This window comes from Phocaeicola coprophilus DSM 18228 = JCM 13818, assembly GCF_000157915.1.
GTDB classification, from domain to species: Bacteria; Bacteroidota; Bacteroidia; order Bacteroidales; family Bacteroidaceae; genus Phocaeicola; species Phocaeicola coprophilus.
In genome coordinates this window covers 218,943-243,035 of sequence record NZ_EQ973637.1, presented here as the reverse complement: position 1 = coordinate 243,035, position 24,093 = coordinate 218,943, and the positions used below count along the sequence as shown (strand labels likewise).

Sequence of the window (24,093 nt, the reverse complement as noted above, 5' to 3'; positions counted from 1 at the left end):
TACCAGAAAGAAACAGTCTCCATCTATCCCCCGATAGACATGGACGGAGCAACCGAACAACTGGCAGAACAGGCGGCCAACGAAGACCGGAGCGACCCTGCCGCCTCCGACTTCAGGCTGGCACTGACCAGACTCATGAACAGCGTAAAGAAAGAAGATGCCGCCCAAACCGACCTGCACGCACGCAAATGCCTCGATATGGCACTTGTCAATGTAAAAAAAGACCTGAATTGGCTGAGTCAGTTCGTAACAGTATATACCATTCTATATACAGACCGTATCAACCATAAGGATCTTGACACGGCTCTGTACTTTGCCAACAAAGCGGTAGAAGCGGCACAGATGGGCGAAGGGAAACTTGACCCATCTCTATCGGGGCGTCTTCTCGGCAGCTCGCTTGTAGGAAAAGCATCCATACAGGTACGGAAATCCGACTGGAACGATGCCGCAGAAACCTACCGACTGGGCGCAGATGCCTACGCACACTGCAAGGATTACCTCATGCAAGCAGAAACACTGAGAATGTGCGGATGGTGTTGGGAGAAAGCATACGAAACGGAAAGAGCAACGGAGTGCTACATCGAGGGATTCCGACTGGCAGACAAGCTGTCGTCCGACCTGATAAGACATTCGTCTTATCCCCTGCTGCTGCTCAAGCTGCTGGAAAGCCGGGAACGCCAGTCAACGGTCAGTAATGAAGAAATCAACTCGGTACTGAGCCATACCATCGGCAAGGACTGGGAAGACTTTCTGTATGAATACAAACGAAATTTAGGGAAATATCATGGAATGGATCAACAAAATATGGACGACCCTTCAGCAAATATTCAGTGAGGGCCCAGGGTACATCAAGGAAAACCCGAAATCGGGCTATCTTGTAGTCATCCTGATTCTGCTGGTATGGCTGGCAGGACTGAGACTGGACTGGAAATGGACCTATACCCGCCCCGGAAGCTGGGGAGGGAACTTCTGGCTTGACTTGCTGGGCCCAAACGGATTTCGTTTCTGGCTCGGAGTCATAGTAGTGCTGGCCATTCTATTGTCAGCCTATCTGTTTTTCAAAACTTGAACCCACTCTAAAAACAACTATAAACTATGTCATCAGGAACAGGGTATTTCGACCAGGTAAGCGCACAGCTTGAAGCCACTGTAGGCACACAGATGTCGGGCGTAGTTTCGGGAGCTTCCGCCAATGCGAAGGCGGGCGTATCCCCGTCCGTCAACGCGCTTGACACCGGACTGAAGGCGACCATAGCCTTGGGCAGTCTGGCAGACAACGTGAGCGAGGCAGCCGTACTCCCCGTGCTCGGAGCACTGGGGATGAAAGGACAGGCCTGCCTACCCATCTCCAAACAGCTCGACCCTGTAATCGGAGTGGACATCCACCTGGTGAACATACCGCCGGCCACAAGCGTGCCGATGCCTCACCCGTATGTAGGGACGCTGCTCTGTCCGCAGGACTTCATGACAGCGGCAGTGGCATCGTACATCCCCTCTCCCCCAACAGCGGAAGAAACCGAGGATGCAGACTCGGCCAAGCTCGCAGAGATAGGCCACACGGCACTGACCATGGCAGTGGGCATGATGGGAGCCACCGTAAAAATCGGCGGGTTCATTCCACGTGCCGTGGCTTCTACCCCCACACGCAGCATACCGCATGTACCGATGGGAGCCGGATTTGCGGCAAACTCGATACCCATACCCAAAAACAACGGACATGCCTTCATGGGAAGCCTGACCGTGCTTGCAGACGGGCTTCCTCTGTCGGGAGGAGGAACGCACATGCATCTGGACTGCAACGACCTGGGTATGTCGAGCATACACAAAGTGCCGGGACTGTTCCTGCCGACAGGGGTAATCAACCCGATTCCTCCGGCCAGACAGATTCTGACCAGCCCCGTGCCCGTGCCGCTTAACCCGATGGCGGCACTCTCAAGAAAGTGTATGGGAGCCTTTGGAAGACTGTATAAGAAAAAGACCAAGAAACTGGCAGACAAGCTGCATGGAGCCGTAAATGACAAGATAAAGAGCGGAAAGCTGCAGGACATGCTGCACAAGACAATATGTACAGTAACCGGACACCCTGTGGACGTGGCAAGCGGCACATTCTTCACCGACGAAGAGGACTTCTGGATAGACGGTCCGCTCCCTCTCTCCTGGGAACGTACCTGGTACAGCAAAAGCGACTATCAGGGACCGTTGGGCAACGGATGGCATCATGCCTACGACATGGGTATCGTAGTGGAGGACGGCATCCTGACACTGCGCATGTCCGACGGAATACCCGTAGCCTTCCCGCTGCCGACTGAGAAGAAGCCCTCGTTCATACGTGCAGAGCGCAAGGAAGCACGAAAGGAAAAGGACGGCTACTGTATATGGGACATGGACGAAGACCTGTACTACCGATTCACACAGAAGGAATACGACTCCGTACATCTGCTGGAAAGCGTATCGGATGCGAACGGGTTCGCCATACGGATCGGGTACAACGGTAAGGGGCACCTGAAGGAGATTACCGACAGCGCAGGAAGAAGGCTCGCCGTGGAATGCGACGAGCGCAGCGGACGCATCCTGGAAATAAAAGGGCCACACCCCGAAAACAAGGGAGAAGAAACAATACTCGCATCATACGAATATGATGCGGAGGGAAACATGACATGCCAGCGCAACGCCGTGGGCGATGCCATGCGGTATGAATACGAAGGAAGGCTGATTGTAAAGGAGACATGGAGAAACGGACTGAACTGGTTCTTTGAATACGACGGCAGCGAAATCGGATCCCGATGCATACATACATGGGGAGACGGAGGCATATATGACCACAAGTTGCAATTCCTAAATGGAATGACCAGAGTGCTTGACAGCCATGACAAGCCTACAAAATATTACCACAAGGACGGACTGGTGTATCTGAAAGTAGATGCCAACGAAGGCGAACACCGATGGAAATACGACTCGGACCGGAAACTCCTGCAGGAAACCGACCCGGCAGGCAACAGCAGCCTGTACAAATACGACCGCTGGGGAAACTGTACCGACAGTTCCGACCCGGGAGGCGGCAGCGTATCGGCTGTATTCTTCCGCAAGGGAGTATTGCGCAACAGGCCGCTGAGCGTGACCACAGCGGACGGAGGAACATGGAAGTTCGATTATGACGGCAAAGGAAATGTGACCAAAAGGACAAATCCAGAAGGAGCGGAAACGCAGATAGAGTACAGCGAAGGACTGGCCGAATGCATCACTGACCCGTATGGTGTAAAAACCGTACTGAGCTACGACAAGGACGGCAACCTGACGGAAGCATCAGACAGCCGGGGAAACACCTCGCACTATCGCTACGACGGACTGGGACGATGCACGCAGGTGACAAATCCGAAAGGAGCCGTGCAGACAAGGCGCTACGACGCCATAGGACGCGTAACGGAAGTGAGGACTTCGACGGCAACCACATACACCTGAGATATGACGGAATAGACAACCTGCTGGAATACCGAGACGACCTGCAGAAGGTGGAATACACCTACTCGGGCATGTGGAAGCTGACACACCGCAAGGACAGCCGAGGTGTCGTAGGTTTCCATTATGACAGGGAAGAACGGCTGCGCCACGTGATAAACGAGCGGATGCAATACTATGAGTTCGACCTTGACGACATAGGTAACGTAATCCGGGAAACAGGGTTTGACCGGGGAACGAGGATATACCAACGTGACATCGCCGGACGCGTAACAAGCGAAAGGCTGCCGAGCGGAATCGTGCGGGAATACGAATATGACAACGCATCGAGGGTAACAAGGGTGTCGTATGTGACGACGGATGAACCCGACCAGACCTATCAGTATGGAATATCTGGAAGGTTGGTGGAAGCCACACGAGGTGAAAGCCGCGTGGAGCTTGCCTACAACGCACTGGGACTACCGGTAACGGAAACGGCAGACGGTGAGACCATCACACGCACCTACGACAAGACCGGACAGATACTGTCCCTGCAGAGCACACTCGGGGCGAATCTGGAATACAAACGCAACGAGTTCGGAGAACTGACAGAGTTCCAGGCCGGAGACGGCTGTGGAAACGGTGAAAGACAGTGGCAGTCGCAGCACAGCTACGACACGCTGGGCTTTGAAACAGAGCGTATGCTGCCCGGAGGTGTGATGCGGAGCTTCGCATACGACAACATTGGTCGCCTTGTGGACGCACGCACGAGAAAGGACGCGCAGACACGCCACATGCGCCGCTACCACTGGAGCAAGGCTGACCGGCTGCTCGCAACGGAAGACAGCAGACGTGGAACGACACGGTACGGGTACACTCCGAACGGACAACTGGAATATGCCGAATACGGGGACGGAACGGCACAGTGGAGAAAGAGCGACGAAGTGGGAAACATCTACCCTAACCCGGACTGCACGGTAAGGCGCTTCCTGAAGGGAGGAGCCATGGAACAGGACGGAAAGTGGCACTGCGAGTATGACAAGGACGGAAACCTAACAGAACGATACATCGGTACGGGAAGATGGCTGGACGGAAAGAAGGAGCACTGGAAATACAGGTGGAGCGCTGACGGCTCGCTGGCAAAGGTGGTACGACCTGACGGAAAGGAAGTGACATTTGAATACGACGCTTTGGGAAGAAGGCTCTCGAAGAGTTTCGGGACGACCGTGACGCGGTGGGTGTGGAACGGAAACGTGCCACTGCACCAGTGGAAGCAGAGACGGAGCTACTCAAGGGAAGAGAATGCGTGGCTGGCCGAGGAAGAACGCAAAGAACGCACGCTCTGGCTCTTCGAGGAGGAATCCTTCGTGCCTGCCGCCATGATAAAGGAAGGCAGAGCTTATTCCATACTGACAGACCATCTGGGTACGCCCACCGAGGCATACGATGCGGATGGTAATGAGGTGTGGAGCAGGACGCTGGACATGAACGGTGAAGTCATCGAGGAGACCGGAAACGTAGGAATGATACCGTTCCTCTTCCAAGGGCAGTATTATGACAGGGAAACAGGACTGGCTTACAATCGCTTCAGGTATTATTCGCCACAAATGGGAATGTATATATCGCAAGACTTGATTGGTCTAGCGGGGAGAATACTTAACCTTTATGGCTATGTTGATAATACAAATGTGTGGATTGATGTGTTTGGTTATGCAGGTTATAAATTTACAAAAAAATCAAAACTGCATATCCATGAAAGACATATAAAAAAATCAGGTTATTCTCCTGAAAAGAGAAATTGGATAAATAAAAGTAAATTTAAAAATCCCAAAAGAGTAATAAAAGATGCAGGTAAAGTAATAGATAACCCAGACAAAGTTACACCACAAGGAAATCGTACATTGTATCAAAAAAATATGCCTCGTCAAGTAGGCCGAAATCCAGAGGAAACAGTTCAGAGAGTAGTCGTAGATAATAAGACAGGTGAAGTTATTACAACTTTTCCTGCATCATCAATAAAATAGCTATCATGATTTCATTTTATAATAATACAAATAATTTTGAGTTTTGCATCAACGATGTTGAAATAGAAATACTAATGCCTATTTTTATATCCTTTAATAAAAAAACTGGATTAAAAATAGATGAATTTGGAGATATTCGTTTAATGGTAGACAACCTATTGTTGATAAAAAATATTTCAACAGAATATCTCAAGCAAGAAAAGACTTCATCTAATAAGAATATTATTATGAAGTTTATAAATAATATAAATAAAATAGTAGCTGAAGGTCGTTTTATTTATGTTAGTGGCGAATAACTTTTCCTAACATTTAACATTCAACATTCAAAAAGCAAGAGGAATTGTTTGCTAGATGTAATATGAATAAAGGGAAAAAACATAATATGGATGAACTTAGTGAAAAAGAATAATACACAAAAGAAATATTTGATCATATGTGATATACTTATATAACTTAAATTTTGTAGGCAAGAAGAGGATGGAAAAAAGGTCACAGACGGTCTATTTTCCATCCATTCCTGTTTCTTTACACTTATTTATAAGATAGAAGTAAATATAATACTTTATTCATAGTCTATAAAAGGAAGCATTGTCCTTGCCGACGCAATCCCTTAAACGACTCCAGCCATCTTCACATTATTTATGGTTCATACTCGTTGAAAGTTTTATCTATTTATCCTTAAGAATCTCGTACTTCTATCCATCCTATGTTTGTTTTGCATCCATGAAAACCATTGCATTAGGTTTATTTGACATAAAGTGATACCCCTCATTTATAAAAATATCCCAAATTTAAGGTAAGAACATTCCTCTATAAATATCATCATAACTATCCAATTGTACTAATTCAAACCCAATATAGTCCAAATATAATCTCTTACCTTCTGAGCATTCACCTGCTTTACACACGAACCAACCTTTTTTCTTGCGCTCAGGATACCTCTTAAAATATTTTGCACGCTCAATCAACAACCATCTCAGAAACGTTTCATTTTCATCTAAAGCCAAACCAAATATACACAATGATTTATTAAAAATAATGTGTAACCATGTAGGATATCCTTTCCAGCGACTCTGATTCTTCAAATCAAAATCATCCAAACCATCTTCTTTATGAAGGAATGTTCGTACTCTGGATAATAAACTCATATACTCAGATAGCCCTAATCTAATACTTCTTTTATATTTAAGCATTCCGTTAATATGCCATACTCCAAATCCTTCAGTAGGACTGTTCAACTCTGTTCTGGAAAAATAAACATTCCATGGATAATAGTCTGCAAATTTCAAATTCTCAGACTCTAACTTATTAAGAGTCAATCCTTCATTTAGGTTCATATCAAAATTAGTAGTCAATAAAGGTACATCCCAGTCTGAAGATATTTTCTCCTGCAACCATTTATGGTATTCATCCGGCCGCCACTCACCTAGTAAATCAACAACTTTTTGCCTAACTTTATCAATAGAGCCTGCTTCCATCTCCATAATATCATAAAACTCTGTTAAAGAAATTCCAGAAGATATATCACTCATAGTTCTATAAGAAATCTGCTGCCACACTTCCAATAGAAGTCCATTCCAAGAAACATTTTGACGATCACCATATGCAAATCTATTAATGCCATTGCCTACGATAAAAGCTAAATCATTTCTATTATTGCGTAAAGCTTGTTGTATTTTTGTTAAATTATCACTCATATGCCTATAAAATATATAATTAAACTCATAACAATTATCAGCAAAAATCGCTGTTTGATTTTTTAACGTTTTGCAAAACGTTAATAATAATACAATACAAAATATCAAATTTCATTCTTAACAAAATTAAATTCCTGAAAATATTTTCAAGTATCAATAAGTTTTCTTATATTACGCACACCTTTATAAACATATAAATATAACCTTTAATCCCTTTGTAGTTTAAAATGAATAACAACCGGACATATTATGGCGAGTATTCACTAGCCTACTGGATACAGATGATACTGAAACGCAACATAGTGTTACCTGAATATCAACGTACATTTGTATGGAACAAAGATGACTATACCAACCTGATTGACTCATTCAAAGAAAAACAATTCATCCCACCTGTGATTATCGGAGCTTATAAAACGGCAAACGGACAAGATAACCTAATTATCGACGGCCAGCAGAGACTTACATCCGTACTCCTGGCATACATCGAACGTTTCCCCCAAAAAGAGGCCGGAGCTGGGAATATAGAAAGTCTTGTAAATGAAAACGATGATGACTCGGATGACGATGAACAGGAAAATATGATAGAATGGACTTTTAAAGAGCTATTGGCCAAAGGTAATAGCAAGGAAGAAATTATGGCTAAATGTCCTCAAGAAAAATATGAAAGCCTTGAACATTTGGACGATGATTTCTTTAACAAGAATTTCCTTGGTTTTGCCTATATCGTTCCATCAACTACTACGGAAGAAGAACAACAGAAGTTTTTCTCCACCTTGTTCAGAAACATCAACATACGCGGAAAGTCACTTTACGTACTGGAAAGCCGAGCTTCCCTCTACTTCCTGAACCATCAGCTCAAAGAATGGTTTGATCCCGGATTCTGCAAGGAAATATCAAGCAGTGTTGTTGATAAATCCCGAAAAAGCAGCATGGACTTTGTAAGATATGCGGCATTACTCTCGCAGTACAAGAAAAAGGGTTCGGAAAGAGGTATCGGGTATGGATATGCAAGCAAAATGGAAAGCTATTATGAAACATACATTTACTCTGTTGTAGGCGACAAAGATTCTCAAATATTTGGTAGATTTACCAACATTTTCCCCAATAAGGACTATAAACCATATCTGAATAATATTAACACCCTCATTACAGAATTGAACTATAAAAGACGCTTTCAGTCAATCATAGAACTGGATATTTATTTTTTCGGACTTATCTATTTCACTGCTTTTGAGAAGAGGACATTAGATACATCCAAAAAAGAAGCTTTAGAGGAAGAGTTAAAAAGCACAATCAGGGACATAAAAGTTAATAACTATCTGCATACTAAATCTCCTGCGTGCCTCAAATATCTGCGTGAAAGAATTTCCAAATCAATCGAAATATATCAAAAATATTTAAGTAGGCCATGAGTGTGCATTCCGACTTCATATTAGCACCGGTATCGGACATCTTGTGTGATACATCCACCATAACCCACTCAATGAGTTGGGGAATTGAAATGTACCCGTTGTGGGATAATATCATGCAATCCATCTTTATGAAAATGACAGGTGCGCAAGAACAAAAAATGAAATGTATATGCTGGGAAATCGCCACCATAGATTTTGATTTGCGACGTGATATATACTTCCCCTGGAATTTGAATGAATGTTCCCAAATAACTGATAAAAGAAAAGTTCTAAACTTTCTAAGAAAGGCAATTGTCAAACTGAAAAAGGACTTTGACTTCTCGACAATAGACACCAATGAAATATGGAGCAACACAAAAGGTGTTCTGGACGAGTTTCATGCAAATACAAGCAGTATGGGGTTTTGCGAAAGAGAGTATCAGGAATATGTGGAAATATTCAATAGTATAGGAGGAGGTTGTCTTGACATTTCTGCATTCTTCAAAAACTGCAGTAATTGTGCCCATAAAAATGACAGCAACAAACCATTTACATGCACCATAAAAAAAGGACTAAATGAGATGTATAGCTGCCTGTATTTTCACAGAAACAGGTGTGCCCATAATCTTACATCATACCAGCAGAACAGGCCTTCCTTGGAGATCCTTTCCGGCATAGACTCTGTTTATGAAAACTATTATATAAGATTTGCGTTACTGATCATTATTGACAAGATGATGATAAGTCTTTACCGAATCTTTCAACATGAAGCCGACCACTTGAAGCTATTTTAGAATAAATGTTTAACGAACTATATTAAATATTTCAAGTCTAAATGAATTATATTATTGGCATCTTAAAAAACATTATAGCCCCTGTCATCAGGAACAGGGTATTTCGACTTGGGAAGTACATAGGTGTCGGGCGCATCTGCCCATCTCCAAACAGCTCAACCCGGTCACCAAAACAGACATTTGTCTAATAATATATTGCATATTGATGCATAAATACAAGCATATTATTAGATAAATAAGTTGTATTTTGAATATACAAGATAAGAAAGAACTCATTATGAAAGAAAATATAGATTTTGACTATGAAATACCAGAAAAGCCATTGGCAGGTAGAAAACACATCTCTATCTTAATTGGAGCAGGCTTTTCTGCGCCCCAAGGGTATCCGATAGGAAATACTCTGAATGAGAATATATTGGACTTTGAAAAATATAATGCAGATTTTTCACCAAGTGGCGTACTATGCTGTTCAACAACTGGAGAAAAACCTGCTTTCCAAGAAGAAGGGGTACTAAATCTGCATCAGAAACATTTCGTATTTTGCAAGCGTCTAATAAAAAAGTATGCAGAGACACATAAGTTCGACTACGAAGAGTTTTATGACTTCATAAAAGGTGAAGAAGTATATAGCTCATGCTACGAAACATTGTGTGATGATTTATTAGACGAATATACGGACTATGGAAGTTTTGTCTTCAGTTTACCCGACATCTATAATCAGATGGTGAGATATTTGCTGAGAGACAAAGATGGTAATTCCTTCTATGAAAACCAACCATTCCACATAGGCTTTGTGGAACATTACGATGGCTTTCTGAAATACCTAAGTCACTTGAAAGAAGATTACATCATTGATGTGCATACACTGAACCATGATTTACTTTTTGAATCTTTTAATAAGACTGAATATATCAACGGTAGCATTTCCGACGGCTTTGATGAATATGGTTCGGAGTTTTACGGAATACTGAATAGAGACAATGCTACTTATCATTGCCGGTTAGAAAGATACACAGCCAGATACGACACCCCTATAAGGCTTTATAAATTACATGGCAGCTTAGATTATGTGCCTTATTACAAGACTGTTGAAAATAATTTCATGATACCTATCAAGTATGTGAAAATAAGGGAAGGTATTGGCGTAAGTGACTTATTAAGAGGAATACGAAGCAAAATGGGTTATGAAAGTTGCCCGATTGCTTACCATGCTGATTTTCTGACCGGCACAACCTCTAAAATAGAAAGATACAACAATCCTTTACTTTTCAAGAAACTCTTCAAAAGATTCAGAAAGAACCTGCGAAATGCAGAAAAACTGATAATCATAGGATATGGATGTAAAGACAAAGGAATTAACAAAATGATATTGGAGAACTTTGATTTCGCCCACAAAAGTACTTATATCTTTGACAAATATGCAGGTGATAAACTCCGCAACTTTGGCAAAAAACTCTCGGCCAAGGTAATAGATGGAGTTGAAATTGAAGATATAGTTCCTGAAATGTTTCAATGAGTAAATACAGCGCATTATGGGAAATAATCGTACAACATTTTTAATAGGTGCAGGAACACCTCTTGACCTGAATTTACCTCAAGGAATAATAAAAGCATCAATATCGAACATCACAGATGATGTTCGCAGACCCTACACAGATTATTTTACTCAAGGCAATCCAATAACTATTGTAGATGATATCTACAACCAACTTATGTGCACTTATCCACCAGACTGCTCTAATCCATATATAAGTGGAACGCCTACCCCCTATATTCATTTTGAACATTTGTTTCACGTATTAGAGATGTTAGATGCATACGGTTGGGTATGGAACAAAAAGTGTAATAATCCGGATAGATATCCGGTTTTTGCTCCTTTTACCAAACCTAATATGAGCTTTGGCCTTAACACACTTCGTTCTGTTATGGACCAATTTATCCTTAGAATAATGGATATTGTAAATGGGTATGATTCCAACATCATGAAAGAACAGACGAATGAATGGTATTGGAGATTTTATCAACGGTTTGCTGAAAACAGCGACTTCTTTGTATTGAACTATGACACCACGATAGAAAAAGCAATTGGTACTTACGAGGATGGATTTGAATCGAAAACAACATAATACACATTCATAAAATAATATAACAACATAAGAGCCTTTTTTAGCCGACATATTGGAAAATACGATTTTTTCCCTTATATTTGTTTCCAGTTATATCTTCATTCTTTTCCGAAAGCAGTTCTCTGCTTTAATCAAGTTTTTGAAACCTTGATTCATAATCATAAAAAATACTTATATGGGAGCACTCAGAGCAACCGTAAGCATACGCGGAAGAGAAATAGAAATTCTTTTTTCTCATATTGAATTCAGCCGGAAAACTGACAAAAAAGGTAGGCCTGTAACATCCGTTATCGGAGGAAAACTGACTTTCAGTATCGAAGCGACCAAGGATACTGAAATTCTGGAGTCTATGGTGAACAGCCAGTTCAAGCCTGTAAGCGGCAAGATAATCTTCTACAGAACCGATGACAATTCTGTATTCAGAATTATAGAGTTCAGATGTGCCTACATAGTCTATTACAAAGAGGTATTCAATGTAGATAAAAAGCGACCGCTTTTTACTACAATAACACTTTCTGCAGACAATCTGATTGTAGGGAACGCTTTTTTGACTAACAGTTGGTAAAAACCGGAGCCTATTTAACTTCTTATGATGCAAAATGAATGAAAGCAGGACCAGAATGAAATCCAGTCCTGCTTTCCAAGCCAATAACAATGAAAGTCCAACTCTTTCCTATATACCTTCCTCTAAAGAAGCAACAATATCCACCACATCAGGAGCAAGCAATTCAACCTTAGTGTTTCTATTGGCCTCCCGAGGAGAATAATCAGAAATCCCTCCCTTGCTGTCAACGACTATTTTTCCAGATGATACTCCACGCTGTAATAGCTGGTCAGATATATAGTTCGCCCTTTTCAGACTCAACGAATCATTAACAGCAGAAGTTCCCGTTTCCTCATCCGCTGCGCCAGTAACCCTTACAGATAAATTATACTTAACAGCAACCCGAGCCAACGCATCAATATTGATTGATTGAGATTCGTCAGTAAGCTGCGCAGAATTCAAATAGAAAAAGAAATATACAGGCGAACCAATTGTTCCATCAGCAAACAGACCGGTATTCTTTATCCCAGAAATAGAATCTTGAGCCAAACGGCAATGGTAAGCAGAATCCTCTAACAACTCCAAACCGTGAACACTGTCATTACATGAAAACAGGTTGTCTTTAGCACTGTCAACAGTATCCTGATTTGAACTTTCGTCAACCGATTTACCATTCCACTTCTTATTCTTCAATCTTGCCAAGAGCGAGTTCAAGCCACTATAATTGTTTACCGGGAAAGTACGACCAGCTTGTTCGTTACCATCGACAAAAAGATGGGAATACTTATCAAGCAGTCCTTCTATTTCCAGAACTTTCTTCAGTTCAGCCAATGCCCGGCTGTTTTTATCATTTAGTCCGGCATAGTAACGGTTTTCCGCAGAAAGAGAACCGATGCAGCTAACCAGCCGTTCATTCATTTGCATATAAGGACCGGCATCTACAACACGTTTCCAACCGCTTTTCCCAATAGAGAATGACAGGCCCGCAGTCAGCAGAAGCATATTGTCTCCGGGACGATTCGGACGGCCTATACCATCGAAATTCTTAAAAGTAGTCATGCCGGAAAGTTCCATAAGAAAACTAATCCGTTTGGAAAGTCTATACTGCCCCTGAATGCCATACGACAACGCAAACGGATTATTACCATTGGTAGCATGATGTATCATTCCGACACCTGCAAAAGGCGCAACAGTCCATCGCACCTGTTCCTGTCTAGCATACCTGCAACCCAATATATTCCACATCAAGTCCGCATGGACATAATGATACTTCTGATCGGACAACAAACCGTCTTTAAACGCCATCCCATTATAATTGATACGGCCACCTACAGCCGGAGTAAACCATTTGCCTACAGCGAAACTGTAGGCTGGTTTTATGCGACCAAACAAATCATCACACCCCAACGGTGTTCCAAGAAACGCATTCAATCCACCTGCAACCGTGACAAACCAGTTGCCACTTCCACCAGCCGGAACAAGCACACCATCAAGGTAGATCGGCTCCAAAGGCTGTAAAATATCCAGGCTACCCCCATGCGATTTACATTGTACAGTATCTGTATAAAGATATTGCTCACTTGCATACGTCTGTATCGTACATAACGCAGCAAAAAGAATAGTAATCATTTTTATCATATCAGAATTAATTATTGAATTAAAAAATTTACCAAACGCCAATTCTTTGCCAACTAACGCTTAGGTTTCTTGCCACTGGCAGGACGCATCATACGCGATGCCATCCTCATGCAGCGACGCGCCCAGGCACGGTTGTCCTCGTCGTCATCACGCCCCCATTTGAGGTCGCTTCCGCCACCTCCGCCGCCATGTGTTTCGGCAAATGTGGTGGCATCATCCACCATTCCGAAAAAAAGCATTGTAGCACACTGCATGACTTCCATGCCACGTTCAGCCACAGACCTGACAAGCGAGTCGTCAAAAATCTGCCGGTCCGGAAGAGACAACCTTGCCGATAGACCACGATGCTCGTTCACCATTTCTTCCAGCATAGCATCCTTGAGCAAGCTGTCCACTTTGGAATGCACCTCCCGTGAGTAACGGTATGCCTCTTCCTTCAGACCTTCCGTCCGCTCCCTGACACTGTTCATTTCGTCTTTTAGCCCAGCCAGCTGTCGGTCAGCCAACTGCAACTTGTCCTGCTTGTCTGCCAGTTTTGACTGGATAACAGAAAGCTCCTGTTCGAGTTTTTCCTTTTGACGAAGAATGGCAGCGGTATCTCCATTTTGGGACAGAAGCCGGTTCTCAATTGCCGATAGTCTAGCCTGCTTTTCCTCCATCTCCTGACGGATATTATCCACCATAGTGGTAAGCCCCTTTACCCTTCGCTCTGCCAGTCGGATGTCGGAGCGAAGCGATGAAAGCACCTCCTGATGTCGGACAATGCTTTCCTCTATGCTCGTACACTCTTCCGACAACATGCGGCGATATTCTTCCGTCGTCCTGTGTCTGGCACCAGTTTCCGCAATACTGGAACCACGTGCCATTCCCCACTTGCGGTTGACTTCAGCAAAGTCACTATGAAGCTTCTTCATGCGTTCGCTATACTCGAATTTGTCCTTACCGGCAAATATCTCCTTGTATGCAAAACGTCCGCCCTTAATCGGCAGAAGTGTGCAGTGTACATGCGGATTCAACTCGTCGAGATGTACAACAAAAGCCGCAATGTTCTGCTCACCATATTTGCCACTTACGAATGTATATACATCCTTGGCCCATTGTTCTATTTCCGATTTTCTTTCGACATGGGAATTGTCGGAATTGTTTTCAAAATCCACGGTCTGACTGCCAAAGGCAAGCTCCTGCATACGCTCTCTTGAACCTCCGAAAATGATATTCACCACCGTGCGGAATTTCGGTTCCTCCAACCCCTCGTTGGGATCCTTGATACCCCGGCTGCGCAATATTTCCGCCATACGGTCAGGTATGCTCCGGCTGGTATCAACAGACCGGATCTTTCCTCCTCGGACCACCTCAAAATTCAGGTGTTCGCGTGTGGGATCGTAATTCCCCTTGCTCATGGCATATTCCCTTGCCTTTTCGCTACGGCATCTGAGATGCTCGTTGCTTTGCGCACGGGTTATGCCTTTTGATACGTGTACGTCAAGTACCTGTTTTGCCTGTGCCATACTTTATTTCCAATTGTTTCGGATAATCCTCCGTGTCCCAGCTTGCTGCTTGCATGGACACCTCTCCCTGTGACGTCAGTCAGCAGGGGTATTAGGCTCCCCATTCCCTTTGTTCCATGGCAGACGGGCAAGCCCGGATACCTGATAAAACCGGCAGGACGTCCAGCCTACTAGACGGACGGATTATCCAGGGTTATACAATACTTGTAATGAGCTTTCGGCTCAGAAAGACTCCTGCGATTTCGCAACAAGCGCAAGGAACGGGTTTCTGAGCGATTTGAGACACTCTCTGCCTTCAGCGGTAGAGAAATCAGGGACAGATGATTTGTTGACAAGGACAAGCTCTGAAAGTTCCTTGGAGGCATCAACAAACGCATCCCACTCTCCACCAAGATTCTGATGGAAGAACTGTAAAACCGGAGTGGCATCATCGAATCTGAACTTACGCAGGACTTTCTGATGGGCGGCATAAGCTATACAGCCGAGAGCTTTTTCCTTCACAGCATCTTCCGCACTGACGATCATGGGCGGGTGGTTTTCTGCATCACCCTGAGTACATGACTGAGCAGCGGAACCGGCAAGCCGATCAAGCTCCGCACGAACAAGTCTGCCACATGATGCACCTACGGTTTCGGTATCGCTTCTGCCGATTATCCAATCAGACAATACATCCATAAGCTGCATGGCAAGGTCAGGAGTGTCGTGTACAACATCAGGAGATGAAGGCTGTCCAGTCAGTGAAGGCATCGTAATAATCACACTTTTTGCCCGTCGCTCCCTCTCAATCTGGCCGAACTGTTCAAGTCTGTCAAGGAAAGAACGTACCGTAGCACGGTGCCATCCCCAGTCAGACGCAAGGTCGGAAATGTTCACATGACACTGGCATGGCCCGAGGTCAGATTCCTTCTTTCTTAAAAAAGGGGAAACAAAACCATCGTTAGCCTTGTACATCAGATCAAGATAGGCTTCCATCTTGGTTTTCCGGTCCCCAACCTTTTCACTGAGATACTCAAGCACCTTGATATCTGCCGATATGGCTTTGTCCATTTTTTCTCTATTCTTCATTATTTTCTGTGATTTGATATTGGTTATCGCGCGGATTCATATCTTTGCCACTATCCGCACATTCGTGGCGTATTGCGTGATGAAAACAGTGGTAAGCCCTTATAATCTCTTCAGCCTGCTCCTTCCAGCATCCCTTCTTGCCATATTTCCAGCATTCTTGTATTATCCTTGATGATGGATAGAAAAGGGCTGCCGTCATAAAATACACTATCGTAGCCGCCAAGGTGTACAAATGGGGGATTGCCATAACTGCCATTGCAGACAGGGCCAATATGACAACCAGCTTAAGTCGTTCGTGTACCATACGAAACAGCTTGTCTGTCCTGCTATATGAAACCAGAATGAGACACGGTATTGTTGAAAGCAGGACACCGTAGTCTCCCGGCTGTACCTTGATATAGACATAATGGAAAACAAGCAGAATGATAAGCCAAACGCTTATATAAAACTTCCTTACCTTTTCGTCTGCTGCCATCACCATGTAGAACCTTATCATGAAACGATGTTTGCAACTGTACAATGCCATTGGCAGAACAGAAGGTATGAGAAGCATTAATGAAAGGAATAAATAATTAATCATAAAAGAATGTATTAAGGTTTGAATTTAATGGCATGGATATAAGATTCAAGCGGACAGCATCACCGGTAGCAAGCCTTATGATTTCCTCCGCATCAGCCGGCCTAATGTAATCAGGAGACTTTTTGATTTTATCCCTAAAGGCTCTGTTGATTTTACGATATTCAGCCAAAGCCCTGTCCAAAGCATATTCCGATACAATCCAGGTAGTACCATCGGCAATTCCATTATTGGATTTATAAGCCCGGAGCAGCAAAAAACGAGATGTGAAATGACATGTGTACCCCCTATAAAGGAATGCAAATACGCCATACATATCGGCATCAACCACGTCAATCCATGTACGCTGGTTACTTATCCAAAACACAATTTTCCTATAAACCGGTTCCCGCATAAGCCCGTTCCCTATTAAATGAAATCAACAAGGACACGCTCTTTGTCACGCTTGTATTTGAACATTCCAGTTCTGGCATGGAGATCAAGATCAAGACAAAGGTCTCCATACATAAATTCAAGAGAATCGTAGATTGTAACAAATATACGAGTGACACGCCCGGTGTCGTCGGTTTGGGCATTCATCTTATACATCTGGCCGAATGCCGGATTTGAATAGGCACAGGTGCTGTGCCCGCTTTTATCACCCAACCGGGGTGTATGGTGATACAGCGTAATAAGCTCCATATCATCTTCAAAAATATCCATCACCTCCTCAAGGTCGTATGGCTCACGCAGAGGAAATGTCAGCAGGGCATAATCGCCATAGATTTTGGGTTCTTCCATTGTAGTAACATCGATCAGCTGCGGTAGCTGAAGCGGTACAAAGGCGAGAAAATCATCCATAAAATGTTTCAGCATAATCATGTTATTATAAAATATCTAAATGGTTAATACTAGAATTTCAAGAAGCATAGCAGGCAGTTCAGACAGCCTGTGTCTTTCAGACTGAATAATTTCATGAAGACGCAGTAACGCCCCGGATGTGTCAGACGCAATTCCTGTCAAAGCATATCTTTCGTCCTGTGACATCAGAGCCATACAAAGACCATCCATGGAAACATACGGCTGAAGTATCATACAGGCGTATGCCCATGCCTGCTCTCTGCCATGTACCCTACCGCAACGTATATCTCCTAGGCAGGCAAGAACATTCTGAACAAGCCTTCGATTGCTTCTCAAAGCCATATATACTGTAGCATCCCGATAGCTGACACATCCCCTATTGGCTGCATCGAAAACCAGGCTGCAACACTTTTCTGTAGCTCGGGTAATATCCGAAAGGTCTGTATCACCATAATCGTGAAGATAGGCAAGAAAAGACCTGTACACGACATCCTCTTGCTTTATGAACTCCTGCAGTTCTTCAATATCCATAATACTGTCTTTCAGTGTTTCGGCCAGAAAAGTACGGTAACAGGATAACACTTTCTGTTTTCCACCGACAATCATTCCGTTTTCATCCAGGGAGTCAAAGAATGGCCGTATGATTCCTGCCGCTTCAACCAATTCTCCATCCCCTGTATATGGAGAAATTTTCTCCCTGACCAAAAGCACATCAGAAAATGAATAATTTCCCGATGCAGCAATGCGTGCAAGCTCTATCCTTACAGAATCATCTACAATACGACATTCAGCCTGAAGTGCTGAATGCGGATTTAGAGTATCCCTGCGTAATGCCATAAATACGGAATCCCTGATGTTTACCCATTCTGTGATATATGTCGCCAACGAATCGGCCGGGAGGACTTCCATCATCCTGATATGAGACAGCCATGTTCTGTATGAACAGACAACATCGGCAAAATTTTCAGACTCTGACACTCTTTTCCTATTGGTACAGGAACAGGCTACAAGAATGGAAAAAAGCATGACCATAACACAGGATTCAGTTCTCATATTTCTTAAGTATGACATAATATGTTTCATGTTATTTAATTTGATAGCAGACACAAAATTAGATATATTTGATATATTTTCATAGGTATAAAACCGCTAATTATTCATATTTATACATCATACTTTAAAGTATGATTTTCAATGATAAAAAAGGGATAGAAAGAGAAAAAACAGAGTATGATTTATGTAAAAAAAATCATTTGAGTATGATTGAATATAAAATTAAACTACTATCTTTGTACACAGATACTCTAAACAGGACAATAATATGGCTAAGGTAGGATACATATTCAAAAAAGAACCTTATGAAGATTTCAATGAAGACAAAAACTGGATGCTACAATTCGGTTGCGTAAATGTGGTAGAGGAGCAGAAGGAACATGAAAAGCTACGCCCCAAATGGAAACAGCTCCTGTCGAGTCTGGAAAGAGGCGATGAACTTGTGGTAACAAAATTCAGCAATGCCGTAAGAGGTTCGAGAGAACTCGCTTCACTGATTGAACTCTGCAGAATCAAGGTAGTGCGAATCATTTCAGTGCATGACAAGATAGATACGAAAAATATATTGTTTCCTGACACAAAAGTATCTGATGTTATCGAAATGTTCGGTTCATTACCGGAAGAATGCGCCGCACTACGTAACGCATCATCGCATATCGTACAACTGCAGCAAGATATAATAGTTTCCAAAAAGTGGAATATCACCAACGCAGAGGAACGGGCCAAGATGATAGTAGATATGTATAAAAATGGATACAGCATTTCAGAAATCCATGCCATCAGCGGTTTTAACAGCAGGAGTTCTGTATTCCGCATATTGAACAAATACGGGGTCAAATTAAATCGGGGACGTTTCAGCGGCCCTCTTGGGAAACGTAAAAACAAGAAAGATAATCAGGAGAATGAAGAAAACAGTTAGTGTCTTACGGCAGGTACCTGATATAACAGTAAGCATTGATTTACCTATACATAGCAACAATGCACGGTGCTTGGCCGTGCATTGTTATTTAAGATGAATAAAGATTGATAAGTCTTAGTCTATTTTCTCTTGCTTTCTTGAAAGTATAGTAGGTTCCCCCTTGTAACTTACCATCATAGTATGCCACAACTGTACTACATATCTTCAGCATATAATCGTTTCTTCGCAAAAAGCATCCGTGAAAATACTCTTCACTCAATACTATTACTTCATCCGCCTTGTCAAGAATGAGACTATGCCTCGCTCTCTGCATAGCATTCCACATTTCGGACTGCGCCCTGTATGGTAAGACGCAAATCAGGCGAATGTCAGGAAATCGCTTCTTTAGCGACAGGACAACCTCGGCACACAACAAATCAAACCCCAATGCCATACCACACAGGTATTCAGTCTTCCCACTGAGATAAAGATTCTCAACACAATCGGAAATTCTCTGTCTAAGGACATTGATTGTTGCAAACGGAATACTTCTGTGCCCCGTAAAGGCAACCTTTTCATTACTCATTACAGTTTTCATCATATCAGCTATATCTATAAAATGTTTTACTAAGAAAAAGACCTCCCAACACATTTGCCCCGAAGAACTCAAGACGGTTAGCCAGCTCTGCATAACTTGTTCCAGTGGTGACAACATCATCGTAAATCAGTACATCTTTTTCCTTGAAAAAATCTTCATCAAACTTTACAGACTGGTCGGAAAAATCGGCATGTGTCTTTTTCTTTCGGTTTTCGTGAACTGACGGACGGTCAGCCAAAAGCCTAATATGGGAAAATCCGTTCACAACTCCAGCCAAGCTGCAGACCTGTTCACAAAAGAATCTGTATCTATTTTCGTTCTGTTCATATGTACTTGCCGGAATACATACAAAAACAATGTTTTTTACCCTGTCGCCAAATTCATTCAAGAGATATGATGCGGTCATCCGTGCCACTTTAAGCGTAATTTCACGGTCTGCATCCTTGAATCCCCATACGAGTTTACGGTTTTCTATTGCGTCTTCCCCAACATTTCTAATGCGCACAGGGAAATACTTAACGAAGTGATACATCTTCTTTGCCAACTGCTTTTTCAAATTTTCATTGATTGCTGCCATAGTCTCATTTGTTTTACTTCCCTCTGCTTGCCGGATTTCAGCCAGCCCATCGGGATATTTTCTGCCCATAGGGCGGAACTGCTGCAACAAGGCAAATGAGGGCATGAACAAATACGCTCTGCATAGCAGAGGAAGATTTTTCGTGAACGGGCAATCTGCCAGTGTCCCGGTTTGACGGTTGACAAAAGCAGAACCGCAATTTTGCAGGGAATATCCGAGAGAGCTGGCCAAACACAAGCAACCATGCCGAATGGCAAGAAAAACAGGATACGGCTTTGTACACCTCTGGAGAAAGCCTTAAATTTGCATGACTTTTACATCAAAAACAATTATGGAGAATTATATATCAAAAGCTGCGGATGCCTTCCTGACAAGCCGTCCATACGGAATCAGACTTGATTTTAAGCATAAGGGATTTGTAATATTCAACCACCATATGAACTTACTGGGAAACGGTACTCCCTGTAACTTGGATTCACTACCACTGGAAATTTGCACTTTGGAAGATATACCGCAAACAGGTGAAAGAATTATAAAAAACGGAGATATAATGGATATTTTTTTCTATGATGAAACTAGCAATCCATATACAGGATATGGCGTAAATCTGGAAAAGCTCAAAACATATAACAAATATATCTATCCATTAGCTTTAGCACTGAATAGAACTTTATAACAGGAATTGAAATCAATCAGCACATCATAGCTTTGAAGACTCTATCTCGAAGTAATTTTTTAGAATCGGTAAAATAAGTTTTTAGGACTGGATTAAGAAAAACTACAGATCAAATTCACTGCATCAGTTAAGTATGATACACTAATATGCAATCTATTACCATTCATCAAATTTATTTTTTCTATATTTTCTAATAAAATATAGAATAGTATTAATAAAAGACGATACCAATAAGCCTATGCATCCCAATATTAAAGAGTGGCTAATTATGGATTCTCTATTTAATAGAATATTTTTTAAGGATAAGCACAATGATTCATCAAAAGGAGCTGTATCACCATAATCAATTAATTCATACAACAACGAGTATAAAATACCAGCTAAAAAACCAACAATAAATATAAATTTATACAGCTTATTCATTAATAAATAAATTTAGGTTTATATTCTTCAAGCAATATTTGTATTTTCTTTTTTTGTGGAAATGATAGTTCCAGTATTCTATTTGTTACTTTCTTCCATTCTTCATTACTCGTTACTTGAGCATAAAGATTCTTTTCTAATGCTTTCTTTGCTTTTTCTATAGTTCCATAAATATCATCATCAGGTATAAAACCAAAACATCCATATGAACCACCTAAATAATCAATACCAAAGATTTCATAAACCCCACTAACATGAATCATAACATCTGATGCAAAATTTTCATCATTCCGTGGAGAATCTATAGACTTACCTTCAAGTGTTTTTTGGGTTAGTAACGGTTTTGCTGGTAATTTTCTTTCACCGTATCTAGTTAAAATGAAAGCTCCCATTCCTGAGAATCTTGGATAACTAGGAATCCACATTGCACCATATAAGTTTTTACTCCAATCAGCTGGAATAAAAGCCCTATTTAAAATTTTATGTTTGCCATTTTCCACCCCTAGATTATACCATGCGTCTCTTGTCACATTAAAAGAAAATTCTAGTTTTTTTTCACATTTCTCATAATTAAATACATCAACCCTATATGTTGGAATAATAACCACATTTTTAGAAAACATGTCTGAATCACCTTTTAAACGCTGGATGGTATATCCTGTTACCTGATTAGTTATTATCAATCTAACTTGTGGTTCATACAACACCTCAGTTTTCACACTTGTTTTAGTAGTAGCCTGTTTTAAATAAGGCATTACAGTGATTTCTTTTCCCACCCATTCCTCTTTGATCTGCAAATGTAAAACTTCACCTTGTTCTTTCTGCTTTTCTTGCTTACCTTCAACTACAATATCCCATTTGACACGTTTACGATCTTTGTCCTTTACATTAGAAATATTATATCCAGTAACCTCGTATTTTACCTTTTCATTTGGTAATGCAGTTTCTTTGCCTTTGACAGAGGTAACCAAAACCATAGGTTCTGCATAAGACTTTGACATAGGAGACTTTTCTACTTCTTTTTCTTTAAATCTTACCCACCCAAAACCATAAGTGGTTTCAGGCCGTCTGTCCATACGAACGAACTTGTTAATATCAAGACGCAACGTAGAAATAGTAAGCAAAATACTCATAGGATAACCGTTTGCATCCATCTTTTCCTTATAACGGGTAATATAGGCTTCCTCAAATGCAAGTTCACGGAATACATGTACATCATCCTGCACAAACTGGATTCTACCAGAAACAGGGCAAGGCTCATATTCTTCCCATGGAACACAAGGAACCTTCCTTGTCTTATCCGACAACATAGTTTCCAGAATAGAATTGTCGTAACTTGAATCAAGGACGACATGGATATCACCGCCCTTTATTCCGGTAACAGATTTTCCCTTGAAATCCGGTACCTGGTAAAAATCATAAGAGAAGCCTGAAGCATTATACTTATGACCGTTTATTTCCAGTAGAATCTCTGCTGCCATATAATTCAATATTAGATTGGTTGGTAATAATGCAAATATAGTAAATAAGATGAAATATATTTGCTTAGAAATCAAAGAATATAAATGAATATGCTGAACGGCACATAAAAAAGGGATAAAGGAGATACCAGAGAACCTCAAAATTTACTGTATGACCCGATTTTACAAAACTGCAATATACATATAAAAAAGGTATGTATAAAACAGTAGACGATTCCGTCAAAAGTTTCCAGTCCCATAATTGGGACCGGAAAACAGATAGGAAAATCAAATACGTAGGAATTTACTAATTTCCGGATGGTCATCACAAAACCTCCTGTACTTATGAAAATTAACGCCACCTACGAAGTAGAATTCGGGATAAGAAGTGAGACCTGATGTTACAGAACGTTTCGTCTCTAAACCAAAGCCATTATCTACAAGCCAATCAATAATTGAAGAACCATTATTTTGGGTATCAACGAACTGGCAACAAAAGCCACGCGGTTTCTTAGGGAAATTAATAGTAACAGTAGTTTCCCTCACAAATTTGCCTTCCTTCAGATTCCAGGAGAAAAGGGCAAAGTAAATAGGACTATCCTTTCCCGACAAATAGTAAGAAATAAGAGGAAATACCCACTTATCACGCCATCTCAATAAGATGAATTTGCAACCACCTACTTTAATAACTTTTTTAGCCATAATCATTAAAAATTTAAGTTCAACTTTTCCCTATTATAGTTCATTGTTTATCTATAGGGAGTAA

The 24,093-nt window shown here is 41.9% G+C and carries 21 protein-coding genes and 2 pseudogenes; 11 read left to right on the top strand and 12 right to left on the bottom strand.

Translation table 11 applies throughout. The features are described 5' to 3' along the window. The 4 genes and pseudogenes from BACCOPRO_RS07170 to BACCOPRO_RS07155 form a co-directional block, all read left to right on the top strand. Positions 1 to 834: pseudogene (locus tag BACCOPRO_RS07170) on the top strand (hypothetical protein); the annotation flags it as partial. Continuing rightward, positions 785 to 1,069, top strand: a complete 285-nt coding sequence (locus BACCOPRO_RS07165; protein ID WP_008142258.1) for an immunity 17 family protein — start codon at positions 785 to 787, stop codon at positions 1,067 to 1,069. The pseudogene BACCOPRO_RS07170 and the gene BACCOPRO_RS07165, both read left to right, overlap by 50 nt. Before the next feature lie 26 nt (positions 1,070 to 1,095). After that, a pseudogene (locus BACCOPRO_RS07160) lies at positions 1,096 to 5,144 on the top strand (DUF6531 domain-containing protein); the annotation flags it as partial. A 320-nt stretch (positions 5,145 to 5,464) separates the two neighbouring features. Beyond that, entirely contained in the window at positions 5,465 to 5,755 is a 291-nt protein-coding gene (locus BACCOPRO_RS07155) for a hypothetical protein (protein ID WP_008142252.1), read from the top strand. Between the two features lie 495 nt (positions 5,756 to 6,250). Here the strand turns inward: BACCOPRO_RS07155 and BACCOPRO_RS07150 are convergent, their stop codons facing one another. Then, complete coding sequence (locus BACCOPRO_RS07150; protein ID WP_008142250.1) at positions 6,251 to 7,156, bottom strand: hypothetical protein; 906 nt, start codon at positions 7,154 to 7,156, stop codon at positions 6,251 to 6,253. 281 nt (positions 7,157 to 7,437) lie between these two features. Here BACCOPRO_RS07150 and BACCOPRO_RS07145 point away from each other — a divergent pair, with 281 nt between their 5' ends. From BACCOPRO_RS07145 to tssD (BACCOPRO_RS07125), 5 genes are all read left to right on the top strand, one after another. Next, positions 7,438 to 8,571, top strand: coding sequence for a DUF262 domain-containing protein (locus BACCOPRO_RS07145; protein WP_162231608.1), 1,134 nt, complete (start codon positions 7,438 to 7,440; stop codon positions 8,569 to 8,571). A gap of 128 nt (positions 8,572 to 8,699) precedes the next feature. After that, on the top strand, positions 8,700 to 9,344 hold the full coding sequence (locus BACCOPRO_RS07140; RefSeq protein WP_155819123.1) for a hypothetical protein: 645 nt from the start codon (positions 8,700 to 8,702) through the stop codon (positions 9,342 to 9,344). Between the two features lie 277 nt (positions 9,345 to 9,621). Beyond that, a complete protein-coding gene (locus BACCOPRO_RS07135; RefSeq protein ID WP_040311275.1) occupies positions 9,622 to 10,860 on the top strand; it encodes an RING finger protein in 1,239 nt (412 codons plus the stop codon). Positions 10,861 to 10,876: 16 nt separating this feature from the next. Further along, complete coding sequence (locus tag BACCOPRO_RS07130) at positions 10,877 to 11,470, top strand: hypothetical protein (RefSeq protein ID WP_008142243.1); 594 nt, start codon at positions 10,877 to 10,879, stop codon at positions 11,468 to 11,470. Positions 11,471 to 11,645: 175 nt separating this feature from the next. Further along, positions 11,646 to 12,035 (top strand): type VI secretion system tube protein TssD, encoded by a 390-nt coding sequence (gene tssD / locus BACCOPRO_RS07125; protein WP_008142240.1) that lies wholly within the window; start codon positions 11,646 to 11,648, stop codon positions 12,033 to 12,035. A gap of 108 nt (positions 12,036 to 12,143) precedes the next feature. Here tssD (BACCOPRO_RS07125) and BACCOPRO_RS07120 read toward each other — a convergent pair whose 3' ends face one another. From BACCOPRO_RS07120 to BACCOPRO_RS07090, 7 genes are all read right to left on the bottom strand, one after another. Next, complete coding sequence (locus tag BACCOPRO_RS07120) at positions 12,144 to 13,652, bottom strand: OmpA family protein (protein ID WP_008142238.1); 1,509 nt, start codon at positions 13,650 to 13,652, stop codon at positions 12,144 to 12,146. 53 nt (positions 13,653 to 13,705) lie between these two features. Then, complete coding sequence (gene mobV, locus BACCOPRO_RS07115) at positions 13,706 to 15,160, bottom strand: MobV family relaxase (RefSeq protein ID WP_008142236.1); 1,455 nt, start codon at positions 15,158 to 15,160, stop codon at positions 13,706 to 13,708. A 222-nt stretch (positions 15,161 to 15,382) separates the two neighbouring features. Beyond that, a complete protein-coding gene (locus BACCOPRO_RS07110; protein WP_008142235.1) occupies positions 15,383 to 16,225 on the bottom strand; it encodes a hypothetical protein in 843 nt (280 codons plus the stop codon). Further along, positions 16,215 to 16,721 carry a hypothetical protein gene (locus tag BACCOPRO_RS07105; protein ID WP_081446919.1) on the bottom strand — a complete coding sequence of 169 codons (507 nt, stop codon included), beginning with the start codon at positions 16,719 to 16,721 and terminating at the stop codon, positions 16,215 to 16,217. Before BACCOPRO_RS07105 ends, BACCOPRO_RS07110 begins: the two co-directional genes overlap by 11 nt. 76 nt (positions 16,722 to 16,797) lie before the next feature. Next, positions 16,798 to 17,196 carry a hypothetical protein gene (locus BACCOPRO_RS07100; protein ID WP_008142231.1) on the bottom strand — a complete coding sequence of 133 codons (399 nt, stop codon included), beginning with the start codon at positions 17,194 to 17,196 and terminating at the stop codon, positions 16,798 to 16,800. A 14-nt stretch (positions 17,197 to 17,210) separates the two neighbouring features. Then, positions 17,211 to 17,663, bottom strand: coding sequence for a hypothetical protein (locus tag BACCOPRO_RS07095; protein WP_008142229.1), 453 nt, complete (start codon positions 17,661 to 17,663; stop codon positions 17,211 to 17,213). 15 nt (positions 17,664 to 17,678) lie between these two features. Then, entirely contained in the window at positions 17,679 to 18,725 is a 1,047-nt protein-coding gene (locus BACCOPRO_RS07090; protein ID WP_040311274.1) for a hypothetical protein, read from the bottom strand. Between the two features lie 238 nt (positions 18,726 to 18,963). Between BACCOPRO_RS07090 and BACCOPRO_RS07085 the strand changes: the two genes are divergently transcribed. Continuing rightward, positions 18,964 to 19,614 (top strand): recombinase family protein, encoded by a 651-nt coding sequence (locus BACCOPRO_RS07085; RefSeq protein WP_008142224.1) that lies wholly within the window; start codon positions 18,964 to 18,966, stop codon positions 19,612 to 19,614. An 88-nt stretch (positions 19,615 to 19,702) separates the two neighbouring features. On the opposite strand, the gene BACCOPRO_RS07080 is transcribed toward BACCOPRO_RS07085, so the two are convergent. Together BACCOPRO_RS07080 and BACCOPRO_RS07075 are read right to left on the bottom strand one after the other, a co-directional pair. Then, complete coding sequence (locus BACCOPRO_RS07080) at positions 19,703 to 20,194, bottom strand: SLOG family protein (protein WP_008142222.1); 492 nt, start codon at positions 20,192 to 20,194, stop codon at positions 19,703 to 19,705. A 1-nt stretch (position 20,195) separates the two neighbouring features. Then, complete coding sequence (locus BACCOPRO_RS07075) at positions 20,196 to 20,837, bottom strand: phosphoribosyltransferase (protein WP_246497772.1); 642 nt, start codon at positions 20,835 to 20,837, stop codon at positions 20,196 to 20,198. Between the two features lie 262 nt (positions 20,838 to 21,099). Between BACCOPRO_RS07075 and BACCOPRO_RS07070 the strand changes: the two genes are divergently transcribed. Further along, entirely contained in the window at positions 21,100 to 21,444 is a 345-nt protein-coding gene (locus BACCOPRO_RS07070; RefSeq protein ID WP_040311273.1) for a hypothetical protein, read from the top strand. A 422-nt stretch (positions 21,445 to 21,866) separates the two neighbouring features. Here the strand turns inward: BACCOPRO_RS07070 and tssD (BACCOPRO_RS17805) are convergent, their stop codons facing one another. Together tssD (BACCOPRO_RS17805) and BACCOPRO_RS17190 are read right to left on the bottom strand one after the other, a co-directional pair. Continuing rightward, positions 21,867 to 23,348, bottom strand: coding sequence for a type VI secretion system tube protein TssD (gene tssD, locus BACCOPRO_RS17805; protein WP_008142215.1), 1,482 nt, complete (start codon positions 23,346 to 23,348; stop codon positions 21,867 to 21,869). Positions 23,349 to 23,615: 267 nt separating this feature from the next. Continuing rightward, complete coding sequence (locus BACCOPRO_RS17190) at positions 23,616 to 24,029, bottom strand: DUF4313 domain-containing protein (RefSeq protein ID WP_162231607.1); 414 nt, start codon at positions 24,027 to 24,029, stop codon at positions 23,616 to 23,618. Between the last annotated feature and the right edge of the window lie 64 nt (positions 24,030 to 24,093).

Coding starts and splice junctions, on each gene's coding strand:
- BACCOPRO_RS07110 (WP_008142235.1), bottom strand. CDS start 16,225: ATGAAGAATAGAGAAAAAATGGACAAAGCCATATCGGCAGATATCAAG.
- BACCOPRO_RS07080 (WP_008142222.1), bottom strand. CDS start 20,194: ATGATGAAAACTGTAATGAGTAATGAAAAGGTTGCCTTTACGGGGCAC.
- BACCOPRO_RS07075 (WP_246497772.1), bottom strand. CDS start 20,837: ATGGGCAGAAAATATCCCGATGGGCTGGCTGAAATCCGGCAAGCAGAG.
- BACCOPRO_RS07140 (WP_155819123.1), top strand. CDS start 8,700: ATGAAAATGACAGGTGCGCAAGAACAAAAAATGAAATGTATATGCTGG.
- BACCOPRO_RS17190 (WP_162231607.1), bottom strand. CDS start 24,029: ATGGCTAAAAAAGTTATTAAAGTAGGTGGTTGCAAATTCATCTTATTG.
- BACCOPRO_RS07070 (WP_040311273.1), top strand. CDS start 21,100: ATGGAGAATTATATATCAAAAGCTGCGGATGCCTTCCTGACAAGCCGT.
- BACCOPRO_RS07165 (WP_008142258.1), top strand. CDS start 785: ATGGAATGGATCAACAAAATATGGACGACCCTTCAGCAAATATTCAGT.
- BACCOPRO_RS07100 (WP_008142231.1), bottom strand. CDS start 17,196: ATGCGGGAACCGGTTTATAGGAAAATTGTGTTTTGGATAAGTAACCAG.
- BACCOPRO_RS07095 (WP_008142229.1), bottom strand. CDS start 17,663: ATGATTATGCTGAAACATTTTATGGATGATTTTCTCGCCTTTGTACCG.
- tssD (WP_008142240.1), top strand. CDS start 11,646: ATGGGAGCACTCAGAGCAACCGTAAGCATACGCGGAAGAGAAATAGAA.
- tssD (WP_008142215.1), bottom strand. CDS start 23,348: ATGGCAGCAGAGATTCTACTGGAAATAAACGGTCATAAGTATAATGCT.
- BACCOPRO_RS07120 (WP_008142238.1), bottom strand. CDS start 13,652: ATGATAAAAATGATTACTATTCTTTTTGCTGCGTTATGTACGATACAG.
- BACCOPRO_RS07090 (WP_040311274.1), bottom strand. CDS start 18,725: ATGAAACATATTATGTCATACTTAAGAAATATGAGAACTGAATCCTGT.
- BACCOPRO_RS07155 (WP_008142252.1), top strand. CDS start 5,465: ATGATTTCATTTTATAATAATACAAATAATTTTGAGTTTTGCATCAAC.
- BACCOPRO_RS07150 (WP_008142250.1), bottom strand. CDS start 7,156: ATGAGTGATAATTTAACAAAAATACAACAAGCTTTACGCAATAATAGA.
- BACCOPRO_RS07145 (WP_162231608.1), top strand. CDS start 7,438: ATGATACTGAAACGCAACATAGTGTTACCTGAATATCAACGTACATTT.
- mobV (WP_008142236.1), bottom strand. CDS start 15,160: ATGGCACAGGCAAAACAGGTACTTGACGTACACGTATCAAAAGGCATA.
- BACCOPRO_RS07130 (WP_008142243.1), top strand. CDS start 10,877: ATGGGAAATAATCGTACAACATTTTTAATAGGTGCAGGAACACCTCTT.
- BACCOPRO_RS07135 (WP_040311275.1), top strand. CDS start 9,622: ATGAAAGAAAATATAGATTTTGACTATGAAATACCAGAAAAGCCATTG.
- BACCOPRO_RS07085 (WP_008142224.1), top strand. CDS start 18,964: ATGGCTAAGGTAGGATACATATTCAAAAAAGAACCTTATGAAGATTTC.
- BACCOPRO_RS07105 (WP_081446919.1), bottom strand. CDS start 16,721: ATGATAAGGTTCTACATGGTGATGGCAGCAGACGAAAAGGTAAGGAAG.